We start from the raw sequence: 16,583 nt of genomic DNA, 5'->3' as shown, positions 1-16,583 counted from the left end.
TTTTCACCCCGCATAAATCTCCCTTTGTAAATCATCAATGCATTGTTTTAAATTCTCCATACCTTCAAATTCACCCACTAGCTCTTTTACGCTACCTAAAGAGCTAAGATCTATAAGTGTTTTTAACCCACTATCAAAGTCTTTTATGCCATACTCTTGATACCTATCTAGTAAAAATTCCACAAGCTTTAAGGCTTTTTCTTTTTGGAAGCGTTTTAAAAATGCGCTATTTTTTACATTTAGCACGCGTTCATGGCGTGTTTTTATCTCGCTATTAAAGCTTAAGTGTGCTAGCACATCATACACATCGCAGTCTTTTTGCTCAAAAATCACTGTCAATTCTTCCAAAACCTGCTCACTTATGCGGTCTTTTTCAAGTTTTTGTAAAAATTCTTTTCTACTTGCTTGGTTACTCCAAATCTCGCGTAACCTTGTCTCATCGTTGTAAAATTCTGCTAGTTTTCCTACTAAAAATTCCAAAAATTCTTTTGTGCTAAGTGGCTTGTCGCTATCTCCTATATAGCTTGTCGTTATATCAAGTACTTTTAGCTTTGTGCCTTTTAAATACACAGTGACTTCTTTTTGCTTGGTTACTTCTTTAGGGCTACTTTGTTCTCTTTTGTTTTGTATAGTTTTTACTTCGGTTTTTTCTTCATCTTTGATCTGCTCACCATCCCATTTAGGATCATAAAAAAGTCTTGTTACTCCGGTAAAATCTAGTATAGCAAAAAAGTCTTTTCCCTCATACACTCTAGTGCCTCTTCCGATGATTTGCTTAAATTCTATGATAGAACCTATATTTGCCAAAAGCACTATGTTACGGACATTTCTAGCATCTACTCCTGTGGTTAGCATTTTAGAACTAGTGAGTATCACAGGGTAGCTTTTGTCATTATCTTGAAACTGCTTTAAGTACTCAAGCCCTATTTTACCCTCATCACTTGTAACCCTCACGCAGTAGTCATCTCTTTTTACACTTTTAAATTTATCAATAGCTCTTTTTACTTCACTTGCATGGGCTTGGTTAGCACAAAAGATGATGGTTTTGTCCATAGGGTTGATGAGCTTTAAAATTTCTTTAGCTAGAAAATCGTTGTATTGAGGTAAGTGAATATTTCTTTCAAATTCATTGATCTTATAAAAGCCTTTTTCTAACTCACCTTCTATGATATCATCAGGATTATACACATAGCCTTCACTAAGCGTAGTCGTAACACGCTTAACTTTATAAGGAGTTAAAAAGCCATCTTCTATACCATCTTTAAGACTATACTCATATATACTCTCACCAAAATACCTATAAGTATCTACATTATCGCTTTTTTTAGGCGTAGCAGTAAGTCCTAAATGCGTAGCCGATGAAAAATACTCTAGCACCCCTGCCCAGCTACCCTCTTCATTCGCTCCACCTCTGTGACATTCATCGATGATGATAAGATCAAAAAAGTCTTTGGGGTATTGTAAGTAGAATTTGCTTTCTTGCTCTTCATTAGCGTTTTCTTGTTCTTTTGAATTTGAAGCTAGACTTTGATAAATTCCAAAAAACACATTTGCACTTGTAGACACTCTGCCATTATTTTTTCTCAGCTCTTGCGCACTCACTGCCACGCAATCGCCCTCTATAGGATTAAACTCTCCTAAAGCTTGATCTCTCAAACTCACTCTATCACATAAAAATAATATCTTAGGTTTTTTGTCTTGATTTGTTTTATTCCACCTAGCTTCAAGCAAACGATAACACAAAGCAAAAGCTATGGTAGTTTTACCTGTGCCTGTAGCAAGAGTGAGTAAAATTCTATTTTTACCGTTGATCAAAGCTTCTATGACTTTATCAACTGCGATCTTTTGATAATATCTTAATTCTTTTTGGGGTATGTATAATTCTCGCTGTGATAAAAGCTTGTATTGCCATTCTTTTAAATTTCCATAAATCCTAGCAAAAAGCTCATTTGGGGTTGGAAATTTTTCTATATACTCACCGCTTGAAGTTTTTAGGTTGTATTCATAAATTTTATCGCCATTAGTGCTATATACAAATGCTACATTTAAAATTTTAGCATATTCTATGCCTTGAGACAGGCCATCTAAAGGATCTTTGCTAAATTTTTTAGCTTCTATGATAGCAAGATTGTTGTTTTGAAATTTCAGCAAATAATCTGCAAATTTTCTTTCGCCTCTTTTGTTTCCTATAAGCTTACGCCCATCAGTAAAATAATAATTTCTTATGATATTTTCTTCACTCCAAGAGCTAGCGTGGAGTTTTACATCTATGAGTTTAACTCTAGTATCATCTTCTGAAAAATGCTTAAGTTCCATAGCTTCCTTATTGGTAAAAAATTTAAATAATTATACCATAAAAATCAAATAAAAACCTACAAACGCACCTTGAGTATAGTATCTTACTTTATTTTCCCTATTGCAATAAAAACCTAGCTTTAATATAATTTCAAAAACCACAAAGGAGAGAAAATGGACTCAAAAATCTTTTTAGAAAATGGTCGTGTTAAAAGTAAAGGTTATGCTATGCTTAGCAAGGATTCTAAATTCACACCTTTTGAATTTACACGCCATAAAGTAGGCAAAAACGACATTCTAATCGCTATCAAATACGCAGGAATTTGTCATAGTGACATACATACCGCAAGAAGCGAATGGGGCGAGGCAACCTACCCTTGCGTACCTGGCCATGAGATAGCAGGGGAAGTTATCGCTGTGGGTGAAAATGTGAGTAAATTTAAAGTAGGTGATTTTGCTGGGGTTGGGTGCATGGTAAACTCATGCGGAGAATGCGAAGCATGCAAAAAATCTCAAGAGCAATTTTGCGAAAATGGAAAAACTATCTACACTTATAATTGCAAAGATGTGTTTCATGATAATGAAAACACCTACGGAGGTTACTCAAACAACATCGTAGTAAGTGAAAAATTTGCTATCAATGTACCAAAAAATGCTCCACTTGACAAAGTAGCGCCTTTACTTTGTGCGGGTATTACTACCTATTCACCACTTAAATTTTCAAATATCAAAGAAGGCTCAAGCGTAGCCGTAGCAGGTTTTGGTGGGCTTGGTATGATGGCAGTAAAATATGCTGTAAAAATGGGTGCAAAAGTAAGTATTTTTGCAAGAAATGAGAACAAAAAAGCAGAAGCTCTAGCTATGGGTGTAAGTAATTTTTATACTAGTACGGACAAAAGCGTAGTAAAAGAGAGATTTGACCTCATCATCTCTACCATACCAACCCCTTATGATCCGCTAGCTTATATGGATTTATTAAAATTTGGTGGTGAAATGGCTATAGTAGGATTACCTCCACATGAAGTAAGTCCTAGCATTAACATCATTCATTTTGTATTTAAAGCAGGTAAAAAAGTATATGGCTCGTTGATTGGGGGCATTAAAGAAACTCAAGAAATGCTTGATTTTTCTTTAGAACATGGAATTTATCCTGAAATTGAACTCATCAAACCAAGTGAGATTGATAAAGCTTATGAAAATCTCACTTCAGGAAAAGCCAAATTCCGCTATGTAATCGATATGAGCGCGGAGGATTAATACTCATCAAAAATCACATCACTTATATCAAAACCTCTTTGCTTGGCTATTTCAAGCAAAGAATTTATTTGCTCTTTTGTTAAAATTTGTCTTGATAAAATCCATAAATATTTTTTATCAGGACTACCTACAATAGAAACTTGATAATTTGTATCAATGTAAATAATCTCATAATTTGGCTTGTTAAAAATATTCATAAAAATACTAAATTTAACCGCCAAAGCTCTTGGAGATTTTACCCTAGCTTTGCCATTTGCTTGAGAGATTTCTCCATTTTCTTTTGTGCATATATTTTTGACTTTGATTATAGGCGTAGAGCCTTCATACTCTAGCTCATATTCTGCTTTAGCACTTTTGCAAGTTTTTTGAAAAAATGCAGGTTTTCTAGCCATTTCTAACCATGTACCCATGTATTTTTCTAAATTTATACCATCTAATAATTCTATCATTTTTCTTCCTTTTGATTTACCTCGCCCCAATCACACATCGCTTGCAAAATAGGGATCAAGCTTTGTCCTTTTTTAGCAAGGCGGTATTCTACTTTTGGAGGGATTTGCGGGTATTCTTTACGCGTGATTAAATCATCATTTTCAAGCTCTCTTAAAGTATGCGTTAAGGTCTTAAAAGAAATATTGCCAAGATATCTTTTAAGCTCATTATATCTTACAACTTCATAGCGAAATAAACAATACAAAACACTCATCTTATACTTTCCAGAAATCAAAGACAAGGTATAATTAAATCCACATTCTGTAAAATCACACTTTTCTTCCATATACTTTCCTTTTATATAGTATTATGCTTTTTTATATTATAATCCAAAATCATTTTTTATCAAAATGAAAATACATTAAAAAGGTTTTCGATGGATTTTATCACAAATCTTATCATTGCTGCTATTGTTGGTGGTGCATGTGGAGCTGCACTTCACTTGTGGAAAAAGAAAAAAGAAAAAGATAGTAGCAAAAAATAGTACGTGAAGCAAAAAGCTTCACATTGATTTATTTTATAAGATATTTTTGTTTTAAAATCAAAAAATAAAATTTCTATATACTACATCTTAATAACTCAAAAAACATAGCAGTATATTAAACTTTTCTATAGTATAGTATCTTACATAAATTTCAGTATTGAAATAAAATTATAGTTAAATTATAATTTCAAAAAACGCAAGAGGATAAAATATGCAAAAAGCATTATTATTAAATGGTGCAAAAGCCTTTGGACACTCCAGAGGAAGACTAAATACAAGCTTACATGAGCTTGCACTTAAAACTTTACAAGAACTTGGTTTACAAACCAAACAAACACATATAGATCAAGGCTATGATACAAACGATGAGGTAGAAAAAATTCTAAATGCTGATGTTTTGATTTGGCAAATGCCTGGTTGGTGGATGGGAGAGCCTTGGATAGTGAAAAAATACATTGACGATGTTTTCACAGCAGGACATGGAGTATTTTATAAAAACGATGGTAGAAGTCATAATGAACCTACTAAGAATTACGGCACAGGTGGGCTTTTAAAAAATAAAAAATACATGCTTTCACTAACTTGGAATGCTCCAATGCAAGCATTTGATGATGAAAATGAATTCTTTAATGGAGCTGGGGTTGATGGAGTGTATTTACACTTTCACAAAGCACATGAGTTTTTAGGAATGAGTGCTTTGCCTACTTTCATAGCAAATGATGTAATCAAAAATCCTCAAGTACAAGAATATTTCACAAACTACAAAGCGCACTTAGAAAAGATTTTTAAAGCTTAGAAATTTGGGATTTGATGCTAGAAATCATTGATTTTTTGGCTTCAAATTCACTTTTTAAATTCAAAATAATCTGTCTTTTAGCTTCGATAAAATCAACAAAACTTTGCATATAATTTTTATAAATTTTTAAAACTACAGGCTTATTTAAAAGCAAATCTTCAAATTCATATACATTAAGCTCAGTTAATACTCTTTGATGTACTTCACTTGCTTTTGGATGATACAAGCTAAACTCGGTACTATCAAGCTCATAAAATTCTTTACTCGCATTCATTTTGGTACTAAAAAATCCCAAAGTAAGTTTAGTAGCACTTTCATAATTTGCTAAAGCTTTTAGATTAAGCTTTTCTAAAAATAAATCAAGTTCAAGTTGGCTTTTAAATAATAATTGCTTAAAATCTTTCAAAAAAAGTTCCTCGCTAGCACTAGCAAAACTTCTAAAGCTAGCAAATTCTTTTTCACTTTCTAAGGCATTTTCTTTTTGTAAATTTGAAAATTGAGCTTTAAAAAGCAAAATTTGCTCTTCTAAATGAGTAAAAAATAAGGAAAAATCATCTTTGATTTGACTAAATTCTAAAGCGATTTCATTTTTTAATCTTTTAAATTCCTTATTCATTGCTTCAGAATTATAAAACATAGCCAAAAACGCATCATCACTTGAAAGATATGGCGCCTTATAAGCGACTTTTTCATAAAGATTTTTCTTAAACAAACCCTTAGCTTCTTTATAATAACTACTATCTTTTTCTTTGATAAATTTTAAAATTTCTTGAGCAATTTTTTCTCCAACAAGTTTTAATTTATCTAAACAATCATGATTTAAAATTTTGATTTTTTGCTCTAGCTTGCTTACTTTGAAAGTTTGCAAAATAGTATTAAATTTAAGTTCTAATTGCTCTAGCGCATTTTGAAATAAATCATATTGATTTGACAAAAGTTCACATAAATCGCTAAGTTTTTCTTTAATAAAATCTTTTTTAATATACTCATAATCAAGTTCATTTAAATACTTATAAAGCAAAGGTAAATTTGACTTTTGTAAATCAAAATTTGCTTCTTTGCATGAAATTGCAATGATTTTTTCAAAATACTTATCAAAAACCAAATGAGCATAATTTAAAACATTTTCTAACTCATCTTGACTTAACTTGTCTTTTTGATTAAGTACACAAATCCCGCCACGCTTTAAAAGCTTAGCATTTGCTTTTATAGCATCTTCTTCGCTTTTTTTGCCTGCATTATCAATCAAACTAAGCCAAATAGCACTATGCATAAAAGAAAGCTCTTTAAAAGTAGTTAGCGTATCGATGGTATTTGCATTTAGACCTGGAGTATCTATAAGCGTGATATTTTTTAAAAGCTCAATAGGTGCAAAAAGGTGCAAACTTTTAGTTTCTTTTAGCTCATTTCTTTGATCGCTAAATTTAGAAAGCTCATCTATATCAACAATCTCATCACTACCATCTTCATATTCAACTCTTAAAAAATACTCCTTAGCATAGCGTAAAAAAGTAGGCTTAAAAGTTACTGGTACCACGCCTGTTGGCAGGCATTCTTTTTGTAAAATCAAATTTAAAAGCGTGGATTTACCGCTGGAAAATTGCCCTATAATGGCCACATTAATGGCTCTTTTATAACTAGCTATGATCATTTCAAGATCTTTTAAAAATACATCATTTAAATGCAGACTTGGCTCTAAAAATGCATTTTTAATTGCTAAAATCTTTCCTTCAAAACTATCATCAAAATTTTTACAATAAGCATTTTCATAAGCTTTTAAAAAATCATTAATCAAATTATTTTGCACTTAAAAGCTCCGTTTTTAAAGTCTTTAAACCTTGTAATTTTGTATTGTTTTTTTCTAAAAACTCTTTGGAATTTTGTTCATTTTGTTCTATTTGTGAAATCAAGTCTTTTAAGTCTTTGATTTGCTCTTCTTGCTCTTTTTCGTATAAATTCAAGCTAAGCTCTAAATTAGCAAAAAATTCTTGGTTATTTTTTAATTCTAAAGCGATTTTTTCTATATTAAATGTTTGTAATTTTTTTAAAATTTGATTTTCTAAAGAACTTTCTAGTTTATAAATATCTTGCGTGGATTCTAAATTTTTTAAAAGCTCAGCTTTTAATGTCATAAAAAGATCATTAGTAAAAATACTTTCTATTTTTATTTCAACCTTACTTTTAAAATCATCACAATTTTGCTCTAAAATAGCTTTTAAAAAATCATATTTCACACTTAGTGTATTTTTAAGCTCATTGATCTTATACTCACTTTGTTGTTTTAACTCTCTTAAAAGATCAAAAATTCCATCTTTTAAAGTCGTATCGATAATGATATTTAATCTTTGAGTGTTATTTTTGGTTTTATTATTTTGATTATATTTTAACTCATCTATGAGTTTTTCTTTTAATTTCTTAGCTAGTAAATGCAAAAGCGTTAAAATTTCTTGAGTATTTTCATCTTTTGTGTTAAAAATAGCACTTAACTCTGCTTTTACTTGTATTAATTTTTCTTTTTTTGCTTTAAAATCATTGATAATAGCTTGATTTTGCTTATCAAGCTCAAAGCTTTCGTAATTTAGTATTTTATTAGAAAATTTAATTTTTTCTTCTATTTTTTCTAAATGCAATAACAATTCTTTTTTATAAGCACTTAGAGCGATTTTGTTTTTATCATATAAGCTTTTAGCTATAAGTTCTTCTAGTATTAAAATATTGCTTTGTTCTAAATTTCCACCTCTTTTTTGGTAAAAATCATTAGCTAGTTTTGAAGAAATACTCACAAAATCTACACTATCTAATAATTCTTGGCTCAACTGCTTTTGTACTAAATTTTCTTTGAGCTTATTTTTAGTATAGTTAATTACTTCTTGCAAGTCTTTTTGACTAAGTAAATCAGCTTTAGTAAGCACAATCAAAAGCTTACTTACTCTTGAAGTTAGCAAACATTGTATAATAAAATCACAATCTTTTTGACTAAGACTTTGAGAAGCATTCATAAGATGAATTAAAAAGTCAGCCTTGCTTATATAAGCTTTTGTTAAAAGCTCTCTTTGGATAATCACATCATCAAGTCCTGGAGTATCAACTATACAAACATTATCTTTTAAAAAATCAAGCGATGAAAAAAGCTCTATTTTTTTAATAAGTGCTGAAATTTTATTTTTTGCACTAGTGTAATTTTTTAATTCATCAATTTTTATTTCTATATTTTTATTTTCTTTTTCGATATATTTATTTAGGTTAAAATTTTGCTCTAATTGCTTTATAAGTTCTTGCATATCTTGATTATCTTTAGAGCTTTTTAAAATATCTTGCCATTCTTCTTCATTCCAAAAATATATCTTAGCTTTTTGCTCTTTACCGTATTTTAAAACACTCAAATTTGCAGTTTCAGGCACATTAGATACACCTAAAAAATCTTTTTTTAAAAGTGCATTTAACATACTTGATTTACCTGCATTTACTACACCCGTTACCGCAATAGAAAAATCAATATTACTAAATTTAACTAAAGCTTCTTGTAAGAGTTTTTGTGCTTTTTCATCCTCGCAAAGCTCTTGTAATTTTTTGTTAATAAGATCTAGTGTTTGATGTGAGTTTTTAACTTCTTGCTTGTAATCTTTTTGAATAACTTTTTGCCTAGATACAAAAGCATACATTAAAGTATTACCAGTGATTTTTTGAAGTTTTTCCAAGGATTTTAAAAGCTCGTTTTTGTCTAGAATTCCCAAATTTAAAGCGTTAATAAAACAAACCTGCGCATACTGAATACCATAAAGGTCTAAGCGTAAATTTAAACTTTTCATCAAACTTTTAAATTCATTTAAAGCACTAAATCTTTCATAATTATGAATATTAGCACTTAAAATAATTGCTGCTTTTTGAGTGTCAATTAAACTTTCATCAAAAAGTGTATTTGTGTCAAGATAAACACTATGATTTTGCCAAATTTGTTTTAGTAAGGTTTTAAGCGCCCCCTTTTCTTGGGGGCTAGGATTATTTGTTTCTTTGAGCGACAAGCTGTCTTCTCATATAAGCGATTTTACTTTGTAAAGGTAGTTCTTTTGGACAATTATCTTCACATGCAAGTAAAGACATACATCCAAATACACCATCATCATCACCCACTAATTCATAAAAATCTTCTATAGTTCTATGATCATGTGGATCTTGTAAATATCTAGCTGTTCTTAAAAGTCCAGTAGCTGCTATAAAATCAGGTCTCATTAACTTAGTCGCACAAGAAGCAACACAAATTCCACACTCTATACAACGATCAAGTTCAAAAGTCTCATCAGCAACTTCTGGCTCAATACGTTCTTCAAGTTTAGAAATATCTGTTTCTTTTTCATTATGCACCCAGCTTTCAACGCGCTTACACATACCATCAAACCACTCACCTGTATTAACACTCAAATCTTTAATATGTCTAAATGCAGGTAAAGGCATAAGCTCTATAACGCCATCTGGATAGTCTTTTGTCAATGTTTTACAAGCTAGTTTTGGTTTACCATTGATCATCATAGCACAGCTTCCACAAATCCCTGCTCTACATACAAAGTCAAAACTCAAATCCGCATCCATTTTTTCTCTGATTTGAGTTAAGCACACAAAAATCGTCATAAATGGAGTTTCTTCAAGCTCATAAGTAACAAAATGAGGCTTAGAAATTTTACTTAATGGATTATATTTAAATGCTCTTATTGTTAATTTTCTACTCATAATCAACTCCTATTCTTTGATTTGGTGCTTTAAATTTAGCTTGCAATTCATAAGGCATTAGAGCATGTTGAATTTCATATCTTCCTTTGCCCTCTGCTTCCATTTTTTCACGGATCGCATCTACTTCAGCTTGGCGTTTTTCACTCAATGGATTTTCAATGATATTTCCTTTAGCACCATAACCTCTAAATGCAGGTGGAATTTCCATTTTCATAATGTCAAGATCTTCATACTCAACTCTAGGCATACTTTCACCTTCTACCCAGTAAGTATTTGTTCTTTTCATCCAATTTAAGTCATCTCTTTTTGGATAATCTTCTCTATAATGAGCCCCACGGCTTTCTGTTCTTAAAAATGCACCATAAGCAACACATAAAGCAATTTTTAGCATTCTTGGAACTCTATAAGCTTCTTCAAGCTCTGGATTTGCACATTTTAATTCTTTATCATGTACTTTTAGATCAAGTGATTTATGATACAATTCTTCAAGCTCTTTAACCGCTTCTTCAAGGCCCTGACCTGTTCTAAAGATAGCTACTTTTTCCCACATAATATCTTTCATTCTGTTTTTGATTTCAAATACATCATGTTTTCCCTCTTTGCTAACAAGAGATTTTAAGTAATCATACTCTTTAGAAAGGAAAGATTTAACGATATTTGTATCAATATCATTACCATTTTCTTTACAATATTGTGCAAAATAATCTCCTACGATCATACCTGCAACAACAGTTTCTGAACATGAATTTCCACCCAAGCGGTTAAATCCGTGCATATCCCAACAAGCCGCTTCACCACATGCAAAAAGACCATTTAGCCATTGGCTTTCACCGGTTGGTTTAGTTCTAATACCACCCATTGAGTAATGTTGCATAGGTAAAACTGGTGCCCAACCTTTTGGACCCTCATCAGCAGGATCAATACCATTAAATGTTTTACAAATATCTTGAACATCACGAAGATTTTTTTCAACATGAGCACGACCAAGGATAGAAATATCAAGCCATAAATGATCTCCATAAGGGCTTTTTACACCTTTTCCTTTTCTAATATGCTCCATCATTCTACGACTTACAACATCCCTACTTGCAAGTTCTTTTTTCTCAGGCTCATAATCAGGCATAAAGCGATATCCATCAACATCTCTTAAGATACCGCCATCGCCTCTACAGCCTTCAGTTAATAAGATACCACTTGGTACGATTGGAGTTGGGTGAAATTGCACTGCCTCCATATTTGAAAGTCTGCAAAGTCCAGTTTCTAAAGCAATAGCAGCTCCTGTACCTTCACAAATAACAGCATTTGTAGTTTGTTTATAAATTCTACCATAACCACCTGTTGCAATCATAGTTCCTCTAGCAACATAAGCGATTAATTCTCCATTGGTTAAATCTCTAGCAATAGCTCCTAAGCATTTTTTACCATCATGAATAATTCTTACCGCTTCCATTCTATCGATGATTTTAACTTGATGTTTAATCGCTTCATTTGCTACACCATAAAGCATACAATGCCCTGTTGCATCAGCAATATAACATGTTCTCCATTTTTTAGTACCACCAAAATCTCTTGCATTTATAAGACCATGTGCTTCTTCTTTTTCTTCAATAGTAGTTTTTTGAGCATTGATAACTACAGTTCTAGGTCCTTTTGTAACCCTAGTCCAAGGTACACCCCAAGCAGCAAGCTCACGCACAGCTTTTGGAGCAGTTTGTGCAAACATTCTTGCAACTTCTTGATCACAGCCCCAGTCAGATCCTTTTACTGTATCAGCAAAATGTACATCTTCATTATCTCCCTCACCTTTAACGCTATTTCCTAAACTCGCTTGCATACCACCTTGTACAGCAGCTGAGTGAGATCTTTTAACCGGACAAATACTTAATAAAGTTACACTTTGACCACTTTTTGCAACTTCAATAGCAGCTCTTAAACCTGCAAGACCACCACCGATAACTAAAGCATCACTATATTGTATGTTCATATTTAGCTCCATCATAAGTTTTTACTATTTGCGCTACAGAGTTGTTTTGGTAATTATTAAAGCCTATTTTTGCAAAAGCAGCCAAACTTAATACACCCAAAACTAAGAAGAAAATACTAATAAACCATTTTGCTTTTTTAAGTTTTTTACGACTTTCTTTTGCATCTTTACCTTCAAACCAACCCCATTTTACACATAATCTATAAAGACCAATACTACCATGCAACTCAACACAGATTAGTAAGGCAATGTAAAATAACCACATAAAATGGCTCACTACTCTATCACCTGACATATCAGCACTGATTTTATCTGCATTAGTAATGATAAAAATTAAGTGTGCAGAACCCAAGAAAAACATTACAAAACCAGTTGCAGCTTGAACCCACCATAAAGAAGAATCACCATGATTCATATATTTTAAGTGCGTTCTACAAAGTTGATATTGTCTGAAGTTAATAGGGAATTTTCTCATTGCAAGACCCGCATGCACAAAGAAAATAACTAAAACACAGGCAGCTAAGAAAGAAGTGATGTAGCTCATCATAGGGCTATTAATGATAAATTTTAGTTCCAAAAAGTGAACTACTGAATCAAAAAAATCATCACTAACCAAAATGGTAGAAACGAACAACATATGTGCCCACATAAACAAGCCTAAAATTAAGCCTGTTGCACTTTGAATATAGTCAAGTTTTGCTGGCATTTTGCTTTTTTTGCCATCAATACTCTTGCCTAAAAAACCTTCAATGAGTTGGCTCATATTTACTCCTTTTAAAAGTTGATAAGTTTTAATATCGGAGCAATTATAGAACTTTTATTCTTAAAATAAATAAAAATTTATAAATTTTTTTTAATATTTCTTAAATAAAAAGATAAAAATAGTCCTAATAAAAACATTAATAAGCTTAATATCTGACCCATACTCATACCAAAAGCAACAAAGCCTATGCCAAAATCAGGCTCTCTAAAAAACTCGCATACAAAGCGCGCTAGAGCATACAAAATCGTATAATAAGCAATCAATTCTCCATTGTATTTTTTATATTTTTTTATTAGTAATAAAATAACAAAAACTACAAAACCTTCTAAAAATGCTTCATAAAGCTGTGATGGATGACGCAATATCCCATCTACATAAATACCCCAAGGTACTTCTGTAGCTCTACCAAATAATTCTTGGTTTAAAAAATTTCCAATACGACCAAAAATATATCCACATGGCACACTAATAGCAACCAAATCTAAATATTTCCATAAATTTTGCTTATTTTTTTTACAAAAAGCATAAGTTGCTATTAAAAATCCCACAACAGCTCCATGGTAACTCATACCTCTAATCCCCACAAATTCTCCATTATAAAAGGGATTAAAAATTTGCCAAGGATGAGTAATATACCATAAAGTATGTGCATCATAAATTAAAATATAACCTATTCTTGCGCCTAAAATCACCCCTATTTCTACCCATATAAAATAACTATCAAGCATAGCTTTAGAAATTCCCATATTGTCTTTAATCGCATAGTATTTTGCAACCATTAAGGCAACAAGCAAAGCTAGCACATACATAATACCATACCAATGCACTTTTAAACCAAAAATTTCAAAAGCTACCACATCAAAATTTGCATAAATATTTTGCCAAAATTCCATAAAAAGCCCTTATTATAAAACATATAATATAGCAAAAAATTGTTATAATTATAAAAATCGCAAGGAGAGAAAATGAAAAAAATACTATTATTTTTTAGCATAATTTTATTTTTAAGTGCTTGTACTGGTAATCAAAAAACTTATTATATTTCTATGCCAAATTTTAAAAGTACTTTTGAAGAATACAACCACACAAACACTAACAACCCTAAAGTTAAAATCAATGATGTAGAAATTATAAAAAGTACTTTTTATAGTTCATATTTTGAGCAATCTACTCTAAATCAAAGAATTAATAAAAGTTTAGAATTACTCAAAAAACAACTTTTAGAAGATAGCAAAGCATTGCTTCAAAGTAAAGGGTATATTATAGATAATGAAAATCCTGATTATGCTTTTAATATAGTCATCAATGCTAGTTTATATGAAGATAAGGTTACAAGAAATTCAAGTCTTGGAGGCGATAGTGTGGAATCTTCTTTTATGATCATTTTAGAAGCTCAAAGTCATTTAAATAATTTACACCAAGAAGATACCTTCCAAAGTGCAACAAGCTCGGCAAAATTAAACGATCCTATTATTTTAAATTATCCTATAAAAGGACAAGCAAGCATAGAAAGTTTTAGACAAGTTTATAGCGCTGTTCCAACTCAAGTTAATGAAACTCTTGCAGCTAGTGCTTTAGAAATTGATAAAGTTTTTGTTGCTTTTTATAAAGAAATCACATCTAGTTTAAAAACTAGTATAAAAGAAATCAAAGAAGAAACAAAAACACAAGAAAACTCAGAAGTTCAAGATGTAAAACAAGATGATAAAAAAGAAGAAAAAATTACTCCTTATCAAAATAATGAAGTAATTATTTTTGAATAGCTTGCGCATAAAACACTTTGATCTTAAATTTAAGATTGATGTGTTTTTCTTCGGATTTAAACTCTACAGGAGTACTAATTTCTATTAAATTTTTATATCTTTGCAAATCATTTAAAAAAGAATAAAAAGCTTGAGGATTTTTCATCTTTACGTTAGCTTCAAATTGGTATTTTAAATATTCTTGCTGTTTTTTAATAGGAATGAGATTAATTTTAACATCATCAAAGTAATTTTTCATAAATTCTAGTAATTCTTTTTGTGAAAATTCTGTATTGATTTGAGCTAAATTTTGCGCATTCACCTTTTGAAACTCATCAATAACTTTTTCTAAAGCTTGTAACTCATTTATTGCTTTAGTGTTTTGAATTTGCTGGGTTGCTAATTTTGAGTGTTCGATTTTATAATCTTTCAAAAAAGGTACGATTAAAAATAAAATCAAAATTGCACAAAGTGCAACAAATGAAAAAGAATAAATCAATATCTTTAATACATCAGCTTCTTCTAAACTCTTATCGTTTTTGCTCATACATTTCCTCTGGTATAGTGATATTTACACTTACAAAGCGATACCACCCATTTTCTAATTGATAATAACTTGTTTGAGAATTGGAAAAAATACTTCTTAATGGAGCCTCTAATAACAATGCAAACATCTCTTTAGTAGGTGTAATGCCTCTTAAAATAAGAGATCTATCTTCCATTAAAACCTCATCTAAAGATATATTTTTAGGTACTAAGGTAAAAAGATTTTGAATACTTTTTAATAAAACTTTATTTTTACCATTTTCTTGCTCCTGCTCTAAATCTCCCAAAATCAACTCTGCTTTATCATTTTGTCTTACTAATTCTTGATATTTAAGCTTATTGGCATTAATTTGTGCGGTAATTTGAGCTAACTCTTCTTTTTTATTATCAAGTTGCACAGAAGCATAATAGCTTTTAAAAACTACCACAATAAATACTACAAAAATCAAAGCAACACTAATGCTAGTAAAATAAATCCAAATTCTAGTAAAAAGATTAAAAACAGGCTTTATCTTAGGTTTGATTAGACTATATCTCATAATTTTAAGTCCTTCACCATAAGTTCATTCATCAAATTTAAAGTATCTATAAGTTCTATTTTAGGCTTTATAAAAAGCTCATTTTCTAAATAATCAAGCGAGGTCGGACTAAAACTTTCCTCATCAAAAATCACAATTTCTTCTAAAAAACTATTATCATACAAAGGATTTTGATAAAACTCTTTTACGCTTGAGATGATGTATTCTATCATTTTCATATCTGAGCTAAAATTTTCTAAAGACTCAATAGGAAGCTCTTCTTTTTCTTCATCTAATTCCTCAAGTTTATCAAGCTCTTGACTCATTTCTTCTAAACTTTTTAAATCATAATTTTGTTCATTTTCTTCTTCTTGATTTTCATCATCAATTTGTAAGTCAAATTCTTCTTTAATATCATCAAAAAAATCATCTTCATCATAATTTTGACTAGCTATATTAAAATAACTTCCAAATAATATAGCCTCATTTTTGCAAATTAACATCGCAACAAAATCATGGTATCTATATACATAAAGGCCGATTTTTTCTTCAAAACCTCTATTTGTCATACAATGATAAAGTAAAGAAAAAGGTGAATAAAGCAAATCTAAACCACCAAAAGCCTCATAATCTTGCTCATATGAACTTAAAGAATGATTAGAAGCATACAATAAACCATTATTAAAAGAAATACACTTAACACTACTTACATCGACACCAAAATTGGAAAGATCTTTAAAATTTGAGCTTGGCACAACACCTTGAGCAATAGGAGTGAAAAAAGTACATATATAATAAATTTGAAAATCTTTAGTCAAATTTTTCACATATTCTATAGCTTTTTCTTTATCTTCAAAACTTTTTTCAAAAGTATCAACAGCTTGGGATTTTTTCCAAGTATGACATCTTATGATATATTGTTTTTCATCATAGCAAATACAAACTAAAAGTTGTAAAATATACTTTCTAAAAAAAGATAACATA

The 16,583-nt window shown here is 30.6% G+C and carries 15 protein-coding genes; 3 read left to right on the top strand and 12 right to left on the bottom strand.

The features are described 5' to 3' along the window. Nucleotides 1–3: 3 nt before the first annotated feature. Complete coding sequence (gene hsdR, locus CLCT_RS01705) at nt 4–2,316, bottom strand: EcoAI/FtnUII family type I restriction enzme subunit R (protein WP_149062067.1); 2,313 nt, start codon at nt 2,314–2,316, stop codon at nt 4–6. Nucleotides 2,317–2,469: 153 nt separating this feature from the next. On the opposite strand from hsdR, the gene CLCT_RS01700 reads away from it, so the two are divergent. Then, a complete protein-coding gene (locus tag CLCT_RS01700; RefSeq protein WP_149062066.1) occupies nt 2,470–3,552 on the top strand; it encodes an NAD(P)-dependent alcohol dehydrogenase in 1,083 nt (360 codons plus the stop codon). Here CLCT_RS01700 and CLCT_RS01695 read toward each other — a convergent pair. Together CLCT_RS01695 and rrpA are read right to left on the bottom strand one after the other, a co-directional pair. After that, nucleotides 3,549–4,001 (bottom strand): lipocalin family protein, encoded by a 453-nt coding sequence (locus CLCT_RS01695; protein ID WP_149062065.1) that lies wholly within the window; start codon nt 3,999–4,001, stop codon nt 3,549–3,551. The two genes, CLCT_RS01700 and CLCT_RS01695, sit on opposite strands and share 4 nt — an antisense overlap. Next, nucleotides 3,998–4,327 (bottom strand): MarR family transcription factor RrpA, encoded by a 330-nt coding sequence (gene rrpA / locus CLCT_RS01690; protein WP_039617585.1) that lies wholly within the window; start codon nt 4,325–4,327, stop codon nt 3,998–4,000. The genes CLCT_RS01695 and rrpA overlap by 4 nt, the downstream gene beginning before the upstream one ends. 409 nt (nt 4,328–4,736) lie before the next feature. Between rrpA and CLCT_RS01685 the strand changes: the two genes are divergently transcribed. Beyond that, nucleotides 4,737–5,321, top strand: a complete 585-nt coding sequence (locus tag CLCT_RS01685) for an NAD(P)H-dependent oxidoreductase (protein ID WP_149062064.1) — start codon at nt 4,737–4,739, stop codon at nt 5,319–5,321. Here the strand turns inward: CLCT_RS01685 and CLCT_RS01680 are convergent. The 6 genes from CLCT_RS01680 to lgt all read right to left on the bottom strand — a co-directional run bounded on the left by CLCT_RS01680 (nt 5,311) and on the right by lgt (nt 13,686). After that, complete coding sequence (locus CLCT_RS01680; protein WP_149062063.1) at nt 5,311–7,128, bottom strand: dynamin family protein; 1,818 nt, start codon at nt 7,126–7,128, stop codon at nt 5,311–5,313. The genes CLCT_RS01685 and CLCT_RS01680 overlap by 11 nt on opposite strands. Beyond that, nucleotides 7,118–9,343, bottom strand: coding sequence for a dynamin family protein (locus tag CLCT_RS01675; protein ID WP_149062062.1), 2,226 nt, complete (start codon nt 9,341–9,343; stop codon nt 7,118–7,120). The genes CLCT_RS01680 and CLCT_RS01675 overlap by 11 nt, the downstream gene beginning before the upstream one ends. Then, nucleotides 9,321–10,046 carry a fumarate reductase iron-sulfur subunit gene (locus CLCT_RS01670; protein WP_012661078.1) on the bottom strand — a complete coding sequence of 242 codons (726 nt, stop codon included), beginning with the start codon at nt 10,044–10,046 and terminating at the stop codon, nt 9,321–9,323. Before CLCT_RS01670 ends, CLCT_RS01675 begins: the two co-directional genes overlap by 23 nt. Continuing rightward, entirely contained in the window at nt 10,039–12,030 is a 1,992-nt protein-coding gene (locus CLCT_RS01665) for a fumarate reductase flavoprotein subunit (protein ID WP_149062061.1), read from the bottom strand. Before CLCT_RS01665 ends, CLCT_RS01670 begins: the two co-directional genes overlap by 8 nt. Further along, nucleotides 12,014–12,793: a fumarate reductase cytochrome b subunit gene (locus CLCT_RS01660; RefSeq protein ID WP_012661076.1), complete on the bottom strand. Its 780-nt coding sequence runs from the start codon at nt 12,791–12,793 to the stop codon at nt 12,014–12,016. Before CLCT_RS01660 ends, CLCT_RS01665 begins: the two co-directional genes overlap by 17 nt. 77 nt (nt 12,794–12,870) lie before the next feature. Further along, nucleotides 12,871–13,686 (bottom strand): prolipoprotein diacylglyceryl transferase, encoded by an 816-nt coding sequence (lgt, locus tag CLCT_RS01655; protein ID WP_039668047.1) that lies wholly within the window; start codon nt 13,684–13,686, stop codon nt 12,871–12,873. 72 nt (nt 13,687–13,758) lie between these two features. Here lgt and CLCT_RS01650 point away from each other — a divergent pair, with 72 nt between their 5' ends. Beyond that, nucleotides 13,759–14,556, top strand: a complete 798-nt coding sequence (locus tag CLCT_RS01650) for a membrane lipoprotein lipid attachment site-containing protein (RefSeq protein ID WP_149062060.1) — start codon at nt 13,759–13,761, stop codon at nt 14,554–14,556. Here CLCT_RS01650 and CLCT_RS01645 read toward each other — a convergent pair. The 3 genes from CLCT_RS01645 to CLCT_RS01635 are packed head-to-tail and all read right to left on the bottom strand — an operon-like array spanning nt 14,543 to nt 16,582. Next, nucleotides 14,543–15,082, bottom strand: a complete 540-nt coding sequence (locus CLCT_RS01645; RefSeq protein ID WP_149062059.1) for a hypothetical protein — start codon at nt 15,080–15,082, stop codon at nt 14,543–14,545. The genes CLCT_RS01650 and CLCT_RS01645 overlap by 14 nt on opposite strands. Further along, nucleotides 15,066–15,620 (bottom strand): hypothetical protein, encoded by a 555-nt coding sequence (locus tag CLCT_RS01640; RefSeq protein WP_039668044.1) that lies wholly within the window; start codon nt 15,618–15,620, stop codon nt 15,066–15,068. The genes CLCT_RS01645 and CLCT_RS01640 overlap by 17 nt, the downstream gene beginning before the upstream one ends. Beyond that, nucleotides 15,617–16,582, bottom strand: a complete 966-nt coding sequence (locus tag CLCT_RS01635) for a DUF8341 domain-containing protein (RefSeq protein WP_039668043.1) — start codon at nt 16,580–16,582, stop codon at nt 15,617–15,619. Before CLCT_RS01635 ends, CLCT_RS01640 begins: the two co-directional genes overlap by 4 nt. Nucleotide 16,583: the final 1 nt, after the last annotated feature.

The organism is Campylobacter lari subsp. concheus (genome assembly GCF_008245025.1).
In the GTDB taxonomy this organism is placed as follows: Bacteria; Campylobacterota; Campylobacteria; order Campylobacterales; family Campylobacteraceae; genus Campylobacter_D; species Campylobacter_D concheus.
The sequence above is the reverse complement of the archived record's forward strand: the minus strand, read 5'-3'. Positions and strand labels throughout refer to the sequence as shown.

Coding starts and splice junctions, on each gene's coding strand:
- hsdR (WP_149062067.1), bottom strand. CDS start 2,316: ATGGAACTTAAGCATTTTTCAGAAGATGATACTAGAGTTAAACTCATA.
- CLCT_RS01700 (WP_149062066.1), top strand. CDS start 2,470: ATGGACTCAAAAATCTTTTTAGAAAATGGTCGTGTTAAAAGTAAAGGT.
- CLCT_RS01695 (WP_149062065.1), bottom strand. CDS start 4,001: ATGATAGAATTATTAGATGGTATAAATTTAGAAAAATACATGGGTACA.
- rrpA (WP_039617585.1), bottom strand. CDS start 4,327: ATGGAAGAAAAGTGTGATTTTACAGAATGTGGATTTAATTATACCTTG.
- CLCT_RS01685 (WP_149062064.1), top strand. CDS start 4,737: ATGCAAAAAGCATTATTATTAAATGGTGCAAAAGCCTTTGGACACTCC.
- CLCT_RS01670 (WP_012661078.1), bottom strand. CDS start 10,046: ATGAGTAGAAAATTAACAATAAGAGCATTTAAATATAATCCATTAAGT.
- CLCT_RS01665 (WP_149062061.1), bottom strand. CDS start 12,030: ATGAACATACAATATAGTGATGCTTTAGTTATCGGTGGTGGTCTTGCA.
- CLCT_RS01660 (WP_012661076.1), bottom strand. CDS start 12,793: ATGAGCCAACTCATTGAAGGTTTTTTAGGCAAGAGTATTGATGGCAAA.
- lgt (WP_039668047.1), bottom strand. CDS start 13,686: ATGGAATTTTGGCAAAATATTTATGCAAATTTTGATGTGGTAGCTTTT.
- CLCT_RS01650 (WP_149062060.1), top strand. CDS start 13,759: ATGAAAAAAATACTATTATTTTTTAGCATAATTTTATTTTTAAGTGCT.
- CLCT_RS01645 (WP_149062059.1), bottom strand. CDS start 15,082: ATGAGCAAAAACGATAAGAGTTTAGAAGAAGCTGATGTATTAAAGATA.
- CLCT_RS01640 (WP_039668044.1), bottom strand. CDS start 15,620: ATGAGATATAGTCTAATCAAACCTAAGATAAAGCCTGTTTTTAATCTT.
- CLCT_RS01635 (WP_039668043.1), bottom strand. CDS start 16,582: ATGTTATCTTTTTTTAGAAAGTATATTTTACAACTTTTAGTTTGTATT.